The sequence below is a fragment of the Microbacterium aurantiacum genome, from assembly GCF_002872075.1.
GTDB classification, from domain to species: domain Bacteria; phylum Actinomycetota; class Actinomycetes; order Actinomycetales; family Microbacteriaceae; genus Microbacterium; species Microbacterium aurantiacum_A.
On sequence record NZ_PGGU01000016.1, the window covers coordinates 279,540 to 292,094 of the forward strand.

The window sequence follows — 12,555 nt, forward strand, 5'->3', positions numbered from 1 at the left end:
CTGCGGCTCGCTATCGCTCCGCCGACGAGGGCGCAGCATCCGACTCGACCCGCCGCGCGAGCCGGTAACGCCCGGGCACGTCCGCAGACCACTCGATGCGGCGGCGTCCCGCCACGCTCGCCACGGGCACGAATCGCACCGGCGCTCCGTGCACATCGAACGGCCCGATGTCGACGGTCTCCGGCAGTTCGACCACGATCACGCCCGGCGCCGGGATCTGCAGCTCCGCTGTCCGCAACTCGCCATCTGCCCAGGAGATGTCGACGCCGATGTCGCCCCGCGCGCGCAGACCGCGCGCAGATCCGCTCCTCCAGCTCGGCGGCAGGGTCGGCAGAAGCGACACCGCACCGTCGTGACTCTGCAGCAGGAGTTCGACGATCCCCGCGATCGCCCCGAAGTTGCCGTCGATCTGGAAGATGTACCCGCCGGGCCATCCGCCATGCGGATGCAGGTCGAGCAGCGACGCGGAGCTCAGGTCTCCGAGCAGCCGGGACAGTGCCAGCTCGGTCAGCTCCGTCTCACCCAGCCGGGCGGCGAGGCAGAGGACCCAGGCCTGGCTCCAGCCCGTGTACCCGCCGCCGTGGGCGAGTCGCGACGTCAGGGCCTGGCGCACGCTCTCGAACATCTCCGGGTCGCGCGTGGCCGTGATCCGCGATCCGGGGAACGCGCCGTACAGGTGCGACAGGTGCCGATGGTCGAGCTCGGTGGCCGAGAACCCCGGGCCCCATTCCTCCGTCCGCCCCTCGGCGTCGATGCCGGGCAGCCGCAGGGCGGCGACGGCGGATGCCGCCTCCGCGGCGAGCGCGTCGTCGAGCCCCAGCGCGCCGGCGAGCCGGACGTGACGCGACAGGACCTCATGGGCGAGTTCCTGATCCATGGTTGCTCCGGCCGTGACGCTGGCGACCGCGCCGCCGTGCGTGAATCGGTGCTCGGGCGAGCTCGACGGGCTCACCCGCAGACACCTATCGCCGTCTTCCACCAGCTGGTCGAGCACGAACTCCGCTGCCGCGCGCGTGGCCGGTTCTGCGACACGTCGAGCGAAGTCCTCCGACCAGCGGTAGTCGAGCCGGTCTCCGAGGTGGGCGCACATCCAGGCCAGCCCCATGCTCCAGTTCGACCACTGCGGTTCGCCCTTGACCGGGTCGCTGAATCGCCAGATGTCGGTGTTGTGATGCACCACGGCACCGCGGGCCGCGTAGCGGAGCTCGGCGGTGCGTCGACCGGCCTCGGCGAGGTCTTCCACGAGCGCGTGCAGAGGCTGCGCGAGATCGTCGAGACCGGCTGCCTCGGCGCCCCAGTAGTTCATCTGCACGTTGATGTTGCTGGTGTAGTTCGCGCTCCAGCCCGGTCGCACATCGACGTTCCAGATCCCCTGCAGATTGGCGGCCTGCGTGCCCGGACGCGACGAGGAGATGAGCAGGTAGCGCCCCAGATCGAAGTAGCGCTGAGCGGCGACGGCCGCTGCGTTCTCCGACGCCGTCAGGTCGATCCCGCTGCGATGGAAGAACGTGCTGTAGTCGGCGCGATGCCGATCGTTCAGCTCGCCGGCGGGGACCTCAAGGGCTGACTCGACCCGTGCGCGTGCCTCTGCGATGAGCTGCTCGAGATCGATGCTGACGGGTTCGCGGTAGCCCCGGAAGCCGCTGGTCACCGCAGCGATCAACCGCGCACCACCACCGGCCTCACGGACGACCGCCACCGCGACGGCCCATCCCATGCCCGCCGGCGCCGTGGCTCCGGTGCCGACCTCCTCGTCGCCGTACACCACGGGGTCGGTCGAGGTCACGTAGTTCGGTGCGACATGCCTCGGAACGCGGCCGGCGGCGAGGATCCATTCGACGGCGTTCGACGTGAACCGTTCCTCGCGCAGCACGGGGTGCGGGCTGCTGAGCTCGGCGGAGCCCGCGCTCAGTGCACCGGTCGTGTGGGCGACCAGCACGCCGTCTGGTGCGCTGACGAAGGCGGTCATCGCCTCGCCAGCATGGACGACGGTCGCCTCGGCCGTGTTCAGGTCCAGGCTCCTGCGGTAGTCGCCGTCGCGCGATACGTCGCCCCAGACCCACTGGATTCGTCCGACCGGCTGGTAGGACTGGGTGTAGCGATCGGACTGGATGCGCACCGCGAGCGCGTCTGCACGCTGGTGATCCTCGGCGGCGATCGCACGGCGCAGATCGGTGATCAGGGTCGGATCGACCCTCTCCTCGGCGGAGATGGGACCACCGGACCAGAGCGTGTCGAGGTTGAGATCGAAGGTCTCGATGCCGCGCCCGCCGTAGACGGTCGCCCCCAGCGACCCGTTGCCCAACAGGAACGCATCGGTGAATCGCTCGGCCGGCTCGCGGGCGATCAGCGCGCCCGGGTCTGTCCCCAGGTCGTCCGTCAGGTCCATGGTCGTTCCTCTCGGTCGGTTCTCGTCAGCGACTGGCCCAGTACGTTCCGAGCGGGAACGTGTGCGCGGAGATCGAATCCTCGTGCATCTGTGCGGAGTAGCCCGGCAGAGAGGGAAGCAGATAGTTCCCCCGCTCGACGATGCAGGGGTCCACGAAGTGCTCGTGAAGATGGTCGACGTACTCGGTCACCCGATCCTCGAGCGACCCGGACACGGCGACGAAGTCGAAGATCGACAGGTGCTGGACGAGTTCGCAAAGCCCCACGCCGCCGGCATGCGGGCAGACCGGGACTCCGAACTTCGCCGCCAGGAGGTAGACGGCGATGATCTCGTTCACGCTCCCCAGTCGCGCGGAATCGAGCTGCAGATAGTCGATGGCCTCTGCCTGGAGGAACTGCTTGAACAGCACGCGGTTCATGCCGTGCTCACCGGTGGCGACGCCGATGGGGGCGACCGCCTTGCGAATCGCGGCATGGCCGAGGACGTCGTCGGGACTGGTCGGCTCCTCGATCCAATGGGGGCGGAACTCGGCGAGCGCACCGATCCAGTCGATGGCCTCGGGGACATCCCAGACCTGGTTGGCGTCGATCATGAGCCGGGCATCCCAGCCGATCGTCTCGCGCGCGATGCGCAGCCGTCGCACGTCGTCTTCGAGATTCGCGCCGACCTTGAGCTTGATGTGCCGGTATCCCTCGTCGACCGCCTCCTGCAGGAGACGGCGCAACTTGTCGTCGCTGTATCCGAGCCATCCGGCGCTGGTCGTGTAGCAGGGATAGCCGCCACGGGCTTCGAGTTCGGCGATCCGCGCCCTGCGTGACGGCTCCTGTTCACGCAGCAGGGCGAGGGCCTCCTCGCGGGTGAGGGCGTCGGAGAGATAGCGCAGATCCGCAGCATCCACCAGCTCCTCGGGACTCATCTCGACCAGCAGCCGCCACAGCGGCACTCCGGCGACGCGTGCGGCGAGATCCCACACGGCGTTCATCACCGCGGCCAGCGCGATGTGGATGACCCCCTTCTCGGGGCCGAGCCAGCGAAGCTGCGAGTCCGACTGCAGTTCCCGATAGATGCCGCCGGGATCACCGACGATCTCGGTCACGCTCCGGCCGACGAGAGGAAGCGCCCGCTGCGCAGCAGCCATCGTGACGATGTCGTTCCCGCGCCCGATCGTGAACGTGAAACCGTAGCCGGCGAGCTCCGGGTCGTCAGTGCGGAGGATCACATAGGCCGCGGAGTAGTCGCCGTCCTTGTTCATCGCGTCGGAGCCGTCGAGGCTCTGCGAGGTGGGGAAACGGATGTCATAGGTTTCGATGGACGAGATGGTCGACATCTGCACTCCCGGTTCGGCCGGCGTTGCCGGTGTGAATCTGATCGTTTGCGCATCGGACGAACACCCGACGTGCGCAAACGTTTGTTCACTGTAGTGCACGATACGCCCGGGTGTCACTCCGCGTCGTTCAGACCCGAGTCGAGGCCCGAGCCAGGATCACCGGAGCGGGCGAGGAGATCCGGATGACCTCGGGGCCGCCTCCCCCGATGCGGTCGGAAAGTGCTGCCACCGCGGCGCGGCCGAGTTCGTAGAGCGGCGTACGGATGCAGGTGAGTGCAGGCGCCGAGTATGCCGCGGGCCATGAATCGTGGATCGCCGCGACGGCGAGAGACTCCGGCACGGCGACTCCGAGCCGCGTGGCCTCGGCGAGAGCACCGAAGCCGGCGTTCACGTTCGACACGACCACCGCATCGGGACGATCTTCGGTGTCCAGCAGTCGTCTCATCGCCTCACGGCCGTCCTCCGGGCCGTACCCGACACGCGTGATCCACTCCTCGCGTGCCGGGATGCCGTGCCGGGCGAGTGCCGAACGGAAGCCGTCTTCGCGGCGGCGAGCGCTCGACGATGACGGCATCCCGCCGATGAGCGCCAGGCGCGTACGCCCGATCGCCACCAGATGCTCGACCGCGACCACCGCCGCCGCCGCATCGTCGAGAAGGATCGCGCTCGCCCCGGGGATCTCGTCGTGCACGATGACGACGGGAGCGCCGGATGCCGCCAGCGCGGCGAGCTCGTTCGGATCGGTCCCGTCATGCGGCTGGAGCATCACGCCGTCGACGCGCCCCTCCGCCAGGAGCCTTCCCGCCAGAGCGACACCGGTCGCAGTGTCGTCACCGCGACCCAGCAGAACGGTGAGTCCTCGCGAGACCGCCTCGGCATCCGCCCCCCGGGTGAGTTCCGCGAACAGCGCGTTCGTCACGTCCGGCACGATCAGGGCGACGACATCGGTGCGAGCTCGACGCAGGGATCGTGCGGCGTGATTCGGCCGGTACCCGAGATCTGCGGCGGCGGCATGGACGCGTTTCCTGGTGATCTCGCTCAGCCGAGCCGAAGGATCGCCGGAGAGAGCGCGCGATGCGACGGATACCGAAACGCCTGCGCGCCCCGCGACATCACTGAGGCTGACCACGTCTCCAGTATGGAGGATATTGCGTGAGCAAACGTTTGCTCGTATGGTCACTCCCAAGGATCTCGAGGATGGAACACGATCGACGCCACGGTGATTTCGCACGAGGGCGCGCCGCAGAGGACGAGCGGCTCCGTGCCGCCTGGGCCCGACGAATCTCCCTCCCACTCGAAAGGAACGCTCGTGACCGAGTCTCTGCCACCACTCGACCTTGCCGCACTGCCCGATCCGGTCGATGTCGCGGACAACACCCGAGCACTTGACGCCGTACAGGCCGTGATCGACGCCGGCCCCTATACCGACACCTGGGAGTCCCTCCGCGGCTATACGCCGCCGGAGTGGTACGCCGACGCGAAGCTCGGCATCTTCATCCACTGGGGCGTGTATTCCGTCCCGGCGTTCAACAACGAGTGGTATTCGCGCAACATGTACCGCGAGGGCACCGCGGAATTCGAGCATCACGTCGCGACCTATGGTGACCATCGTGAGTTCGGGTACAAGGATTTCATCCCCTCGTTCACGATGGATCGGTTCGACCCCGACGAGTGGGCGGAGCTGTTCCGGCGGGCAGGGGCGCAGTTCGTCGTGCCGGTCGCTGAGCATCACGACGGTTTCGCGATGTACGACACGCAACGGTCCCGGTGGAGCGCAGCACGGATGGGGCCCGAGCGTGACGTGTTCGGCGACCTGAGCGCCGCCACCGACCGGGCATGGATGGTGCGCGGGGCGTCGTCGCACCGTGCCGAGCACTGGTTCTTCATGAACGGTGGAGCGAAGTTCGACTCCGATGTGCTCGCCGCGCAGACCCTGGACTTCTACGGTCCGGCGCAGCGTGAGGAGACCGCGCCGAGCGAGCGTTTCCTGGAGGACTGGCTGCTGCGCACCGTCGAGATCATCGACCGCTACCGCCCGCAGGTCTTGTGGTTCGACTGGTGGATCGAGCATCCGGCGTTCAAGCCGTACGTCGCGAAGCTCGCCGCGTACTACTACAACCGCGCGGCGGCGTGGGGCCGCGAGGTCGTCATCAACTACAAGTGGGACGCCTTCGCCGAGGGCTCCGCCGTGTACGACATCGAGCGCGGCACGATGGGAGGCATCCGTCCGGCGGTGTGGCAGAACGACACGTCCGTGTCGAAGACCGCGTGGTCATGGGTGCAGAACCACCAGTACAAGAGCGCCAACGACCTGATCGTCGAGCTCGCCGATGTCGTCTCCAAGAACGGCATCCTGCTGCTGAACATCGGCCCGAAACCGGACGGCACGATCCCCGCGGCAGAGCAGGAACTCCTTCTGGCGATGGGTGACTGGCTCTCCGCCAACGGCGAGGCGATCTACGGCACCCGGCCGTGGGTCATCTCCGGTGAGGGGCCGACGCAGGTGGCTGTCGGCTCGTTCGTCGACTCGGAGTCGCGGAGCTTCACCGCATCCGACTTCCGTTTCACCTCCCGCGCCCACGTGACCGGCGACTACGTCTACGCGATCCCCCTGGCAGAACCCGAGAACGACGAGCTGCGCATCCGCGCCTTCGGCCGCGGCGCGGGACTTCTCACTCGCCCGATCAAGGAAGTCACCATCCTCGGCGAATCAGGCCCCGTCGTCTGGGAGCAGACACCCGGCGAGCTCATCGTCCGAACCTCTCGCGCCGCCGTCGTCAAGCTGTTCCTCGAACCGGAGGCCATCCCGCCGCGCACGGACTTCCTGCACCAGTAACCCCTGCACAAACGATTGTGCAGGGGTTGATTCCTGCCCGCGCTCTCGATAGCCTTCGAAACAAAGGATATCGATATCCATGCTTCGACGGCGGTGCGGCCGAGTGGCCGCCGCGTTACGCGGAGCCCAGGGAAGGAAGCATGCAATGACGCAAGCCCGAAACCGCACACGATCACGAATGACCGCCGTGGCTGCCGCCATGGCTGTCGTGGCCGGCCTCCTCGTGGCGGCATCGCCCGCGAGAGCGGCTGTCGACGAAGACCTCATCACCGACAACGTCGTCGCGATCAACGAGACCATCAGCGACGCCGGATTCGTCCACCCCGGCGTGGGACTTTCCGCCGAAGACCTGCGCAACGCTCAGGAGATGGTGCGCACCGGCCAGGAGCCCTGGGCTTCCTACTTCAGCGCCATGTCGGCCACCGGAGCCGCAGGTACCGGGTACCGGGCATCCAACTCCAAGTCCGCCGCCGAACCCGATGTCGCTCTCGATCCGAACTTCAACCACGGCAGCCTGCGCGGCAGGCAGACCAACGACTCCTTCGGCGCGCTCACCCAGTCCCTCATGTGGGTCATGACCGGCAACGAGGTCTACCGCAAGAACGCGATCCAGGCGCTGCGCACCTGGGCGAGCATGAATCCCGACGGCTTCGTGTACTTCGCCGACGCGCACATCCACACCGGCAAACCGCTGTCGCAGTTCCTCATGGCCGCCGAGATCATCCGCGCGACCGACCCGCTCGCCGACGACACCCCCGGCACCCAGGACGGCTACGACATCGTCTGGAGCACCGAAGACGACGAACGCCTGCTCACCAACTTCGCCAACCCCGTCGTCGAGAAGTTCCTGTACTCGAACGGTCGATGGATGAACCAGCACAACTTCGGGCTCTACGGCCGCATCGCCACCGCGATCTATGCGGACGACGCCGAGGCCTACGCCACGGGCGTCGAGTGGACCACCGTGAACGCTTCGTTCGATGACTACATCAACGGCTCGATCGCGCAGCAGATCCCGCTCATCGACGCCGATGACCCCGCCAACCCCTACGGCGAGGACTTCGTGCAACTCCGCGAGATGGGCCGAGACCAGGCCCACGCCGAGTGCAACATCGACAACCTCGCGGCCATGGCCCGCTTCCTCCACGTGCAGGGCACCAAGGTGGACCCCGAGGACGGCACGGTCTCCACCGCGGATGACGCCGTCTCCGCCTACGGGTTCCTCGGCAACCGACTCCTCGCGGGCGCGAACGCCTTCGACGGATACATGATGGGTCAGCCGACACCGTACATCGACGATCGCGGCACCGGCGGCACCATCTCCCCGGCCTACCGCGGGCGGATGTTCAACCCGCTGAACGAGCTGTACTACCAGTACAAGTACGTCGAGGGCGTCGATGTGGAAGCAGAAGCCCCGAACGTCGCTCTGCTGCACCAGCGCATGGACGGCCCGCTCTACAAGTACGGCACCGGCGTCAACAACTTCTGGAGCCCCGGCGACAAGAGCATCGAGTACTGGGTGGCTTTTCCGCCGGAGATCGCCGGCACCGAACCGACCCCGGTGGATGACACCGCACTCACCCTCGGCAACTACGGCATCGCGCTCGACGAGGGCACCGAGATCGTCACCGAAGACGACCGCACCTTCGCCCGCGCGACCGCCGATGCCGACGGCACGGTGAGCGTCGTCAGCCGCGTGATGTACCCGGGCAACAGCAAGTTGGGCGTCCTCGTGCGCACCGATGGCCCTGCCGTCCTGGAGGTGCTCGACAAGGAGGAGCCCGACCCGCGCAACACGCTTGACCGGGAGCCCGGTGTCATGGCGCGGATCGAACTGCCGGACACGCACGGCGAATGGCGATACATCACCTATCCCGCCGGCGGGCCCCACACCCACTTCTTCCGGATCACGGGCGATGGCTCCTCCGTCGACATCGACAGCGTCATGCTCGACGCCCAGAAGAACCTCACGCCGCCCGCCTTCGAGCAGGCACGCAGCCGCTACTACCTGTGGCCGGACGCGACCTCCACCTTCGCACTCGGCGCCACCGACACGGGCGGCGCCCCCGCGCACACCGCGTCCGGCCTGCCCGACGGCGCGCAGCTCGACGCCGCAACCGGCACCGTCACCTGGAGGCCGGGCTCCGGTGATCGCGGCACCCATGAGGTCCAGATCCTCGCCGATGACAGCGACGCCATCTCGGCGCGCACCTTCGAGCTCGTCGTGACCGAGAACCGGCCCAAGATGATCGCCGCCGCCATCGCCGACGGCACTGAGGAGGGCGCGGTCTACACCTCGGCTTCCGACGAGCCGTATCAGGCCGTACTCGCCGACGCGAAGGAGGCGTCCGAGAACGGCAGCGACGAGGAGTTCCGCACCGCGTTCCAAGCCCTGCTCGACGCCATCGAGGCGCTCGAACTGCTCAACCCGCGGCTGGCAGACGGCTCTCTCGACTATCGAAAAGCGGTCACGCCGGTGAACATGACCGTCGACCAGGCCCGGGCCCTCGCCGACGGCAGCAACGAGAGTCACTTCGGCGATCTCCGCGTCGGGTTCGTCACGCTCGACTACGGCGCCCGGTATCGCGTATCGGTCGAGGAGTTCGGCCTCCAGGCCCGCTTCTCGTTCCCGATGCGCTCACAGGGCACGAACGTCTACGGTTCCAACGACGGCATCACGTGGGTCCTCCTCTCGGAGCGGCCGACCGGCGCCACCAATGACATGGAGACCATTCCCGTCATCGCCGAACACCGCGGCGAGGAGTTCCGCTACCTGAGGCTCCAGCTCGACGAGCCGGGCCCGCCGATCGACCCCGCATATCCGGGAATCTGGTCGGTCGCCGAGTTCCATGTCTTCGGCGAGCGCTCCGAAGTCCCCGGAGACATCACCAGCGTCTCGGTGGCCTCTCCCGACGCCGAGGCGAGCAGGGTGATCGCCGGTGACCGCATCGATGTCACGTTCACCAGCGCGAAGCCGATCAGCTCCGCGACGGTGAAGGTCGGCGGGCAGGAGCTCGCCGCGACGAGCGAGGACTCCCTCTCTTGGAAGGCCACCGGCACACTCGGCGACCTCAGCGGGGGCGGTCGCCTCGATGTCACCATCGACCACACGACGGAGGACGCGGAAGCGGCCGCGACGATCCACGGCGCGACCGACGGCACCGCGCTGTACGGCGCGGATGAGCGGAATCTCATCGACCTCTCGACCGCCGCCGTGATCGCAGCGGACGGTTCGGCCGATGCGGCGAAGGCCGGCGAAGCGGCGAAGATGTTCGACGCGAAGGCGACGACCTTCAGCAACATCGCCACCGTCGACGGCCAGGCCGACCTGATCTGGGACTTCGGAGAAGGCACCCGGGTCGCCATGGACCGCCTCGACTACCTGGCGCGCCAGGACAACGAGGGCGTGCGGCAGATGAACGGCCTGGTGTTCGAAGGCTCGAACGACCTGTCGACCTGGACCACGCTCACCGCTCCGACGTTCAAGACGCTGACGTGGCAGAACCTTCCCGCGATGGACGACGGCGCCTACCGGTACCTGCGTGTCAAGAACGGCATGCTGATCCACATCGCGGAACTCCGGCTCCTAGGCACGTCGACATATGACATCGAGCCGCTTCTCGAACGGGCCGACGCCGTGGATCTGAGCACCTACACGCGCGGTTCACGGCTGCTGTTCCCCCGTGAGATCGCCGCCGTCCGCACGGCACTGGCCGAATCGGGGGCAGACGTGCAGGCGCTGGCACAGCGCGTCGTCGACGCGTGGGACCTCTTGGACGCGTCGGCGTCCGAGGCGCCGGCGACCTTCGATCCGTCCTGGGTCACGGCGAACACCGGGACCGGAGACGGCACGACGAATGCGGCGGCGAACGGCTGGCGCATGTTCGACGGCAATACGGCCACGTTCACCGACACGACGACGAAGTTCTGCACGAACACCGTGCTTCCGGCGGATGGGAGCACCTACCGTGTGGTCGGCGTGAAGTACTTCCCCCCGAGACAGTGCACCCCTGCGGGCGACCGGTCTCAGCATCCAGGGTTCCGACGACGGCGGCTCCACCTGGACGGAGTTCGCGAACACGGGCACACCGGTCCGAGGCTGGAACACGCTCACCCTGGCCGAGCCCGTCCAGTACGGGGCTCTGCGCATCAACGGCGGCAACGGCTTCTGCAATGTGGCCGAACTCCAGTTCATCGTCGAGGTGATCGACAAGTCCGGCCTCGCGGTCTGGATCGATGACGCCGCAGCGCTGACCGAGGAGGGCTGGAGCGGGAGCGCCGATGCCTGGGCAGCTCTCGTCGGCGCACGCGACGCCGCCCGCGCCGTCGCCGACGACAAGGGTGCCACCCAGGACGAGGTGGACGCCGCCGCTGATCTCCTCGCCGGTGCGATCGATGCCGACACCGTGAAGCCCGAGGCGACGCTGGCTGCGCCGACCACGGCGGGTCCGTTCTCGTCGCTGGATCTGCAGGTGGATGCGACGGACGATCGTGGCCTCTCCCAGATCGTCGCGAACGTGTACAAGGGTGACACTCTGATCGCGAGTACGCAGTCGGAGATCGCCGACGGTGCACTCAGCGGGAGCCACGCCGCGAATGTGCCGTTGCCGGATGGCGCGTACACGCTGCGGTACAACGCGCACGACGTCGGCGGGAACGTGTCGGCGACGGGCACATTCGAGTTCACGATCGATGCGACCGCGCCGACGGCGACGGTGAAGGAGGGCTCCGAGTTCACGGTGGCGACCGGCCAGACCTATGACAGGGTGAGCTTCAAGCTCCATGACGCGGGCAAGATCGACAAGGTCGAGCTCAACGGGGTCGTGAAGGATCTCAGCAACAACAACTGGTCCGACATCAACTTCGTCGCTCCGGGTGTGTTCGGGGCCGTTCAGGGTGCGAACACCCTGATCGTCTACGACGTCGCCGGGAACACGCAGACGGTCACGTTCACGCTGAACTGACTCTCGCGCACGATGCCCCCTCCCTGTGATCTCGGGGAGGGGGCATCGTGCGTTCGGAGGGCCGGGCGCGACCGGCCGGGTCAGCTGTCCCAGGCGGCGCGGAGCCGCTCGTACTCCTCGGCGGTGACCGGCAGCACCACGCCGTGACAGGGGTCCCTCGGCGGACGGTAGTTCTCGACAGGAGTCCAGGCACCGCCGGCCAGATCGGTCGTCTCGAACGGCACGTAGCGGCGCTCCGCGGTGAACTCGTCGATCCAGAGGAACCATCTGTCCTCCGTGTTCGACCTGTACACGAGCGGTCCCTCACCTCGACTGATCGCGTCGAGACCGATGCCGTCGGCCAGGGGCGTCCACTCGCCCGCCGTCAGCGAAGCGGCAGTCTCGGAGAACACCGATTTGCCGTGCGGAGCCGTGCCGCCCCGCGCGCGTTCGTCTTTCAGGAACCGGTAGTACCGGCCCTCGTGCGGGATCACTGTGGCGTCGATCGTCTGCCAGCCCCGGTCGATCCACACGCGCGGCTCGGAGAAGTGGAGGAAGTCCCGCGTCGTCGCGTACATGATGCGGTTGTGGCTCTGGCCTTCGTGCCGTTCGTCGTCGTAGAGCGTCGACGACCAGTGCACGACGAAGGCATCCTGCTCGGGATCCCAGATCGATTCGGGCGCCCAGGTGTTGCCGGCCTCCGCCGGTGCGACCTCGACGAGGCGCCCTTCCCCCCAGTGCACCAGATCGTCCGACTCCCAGATCATGATCGAGCGGCTGCCCGAGCGCACGTGCCGGTCCCAGTCGAGGTTGCCGAAGAGGCGCAGATCCGTCGCGACCATGTAGTACCGGCCGTCGTCCGGCGATCGCACGATGTGAGGGTCGCGCACACCGCGCTCTCCCGACCGGGAGTAGAGCACCGGCCGACCTCCGTTGAGGTCGTCGAAGTGCAGCGGGTCGTTGCCGTCGCTCAACGCGAAGTGGATCTGCTCCCCGTCTGCCGACTCGCGTTTGAAATGGGCGTACAGATACCCCGCGTACTCGGTGCGTGGAGTCATGG

At 67.6% G+C, this 12,555-nt stretch carries 7 protein-coding genes; 3 read left to right on the forward strand and 4 right to left on the reverse strand.

What is annotated here, in order from left to right; genetic code table 11:
* Positions 1-10: 10 nt before the first annotated feature.
* From CUR96_RS12130 to CUR96_RS12140, 3 genes are all read right to left on the reverse strand, one after another.
* The gene (locus CUR96_RS12130; protein WP_102193566.1) at positions 11-2,389 is read right to left on the reverse strand and encodes a glycosyl hydrolase family 95 catalytic domain-containing protein; all 2,379 of its coding nucleotides are present in this window, start codon (positions 2,387-2,389) and stop codon (positions 11-13) included.
* A 25-nt stretch (positions 2,390-2,414) separates the two neighbouring features.
* Positions 2,415-3,716, reverse strand: a complete 1,302-nt coding sequence (locus tag CUR96_RS12135; protein WP_102193986.1) for an L-fuconate dehydratase — start codon at positions 3,714-3,716, stop codon at positions 2,415-2,417.
* Positions 3,717-3,843: 127 nt separating this feature from the next.
* The gene (locus CUR96_RS12140) at positions 3,844-4,845 is read right to left on the reverse strand and encodes a LacI family DNA-binding transcriptional regulator (protein WP_102193567.1); all 1,002 of its coding nucleotides are present in this window, start codon (positions 4,843-4,845) and stop codon (positions 3,844-3,846) included.
* A 180-nt stretch (positions 4,846-5,025) separates the two neighbouring features.
* Here CUR96_RS12140 and CUR96_RS12145 point away from each other — a divergent pair, with 180 nt between their 5' ends.
* The 3 genes from CUR96_RS12145 (at position 5,026) to CUR96_RS12155 (ending at position 11,516) form a co-directional block, all read left to right on the forward strand.
* On the forward strand, positions 5,026-6,552 hold the full coding sequence (locus CUR96_RS12145) for an alpha-L-fucosidase (protein WP_219721982.1): 1,527 nt from the start codon (positions 5,026-5,028) through the stop codon (positions 6,550-6,552).
* A 178-nt stretch (positions 6,553-6,730) separates the two neighbouring features.
* On the forward strand, positions 6,731-10,792 hold the full coding sequence (locus CUR96_RS12150; RefSeq protein WP_102193568.1) for a putative Ig domain-containing protein: 4,062 nt from the start codon (positions 6,731-6,733) through the stop codon (positions 10,790-10,792).
* Positions 10,728-11,516, forward strand: coding sequence for a hypothetical protein (locus CUR96_RS12155; RefSeq protein WP_146008158.1), 789 nt, complete (start codon positions 10,728-10,730; stop codon positions 11,514-11,516). Before CUR96_RS12150 ends, CUR96_RS12155 begins: the two co-directional genes overlap by 65 nt.
* A gap of 80 nt (positions 11,517-11,596) precedes the next feature.
* Here CUR96_RS12155 and CUR96_RS12160 read toward each other — a convergent pair whose 3' ends face one another.
* The gene (locus CUR96_RS12160) at positions 11,597-12,553 is read right to left on the reverse strand and encodes a glycoside hydrolase family 43 protein (RefSeq protein WP_102193570.1); all 957 of its coding nucleotides are present in this window, start codon (positions 12,551-12,553) and stop codon (positions 11,597-11,599) included.
* Between the last annotated feature and the right edge of the window lie 2 nt (positions 12,554-12,555).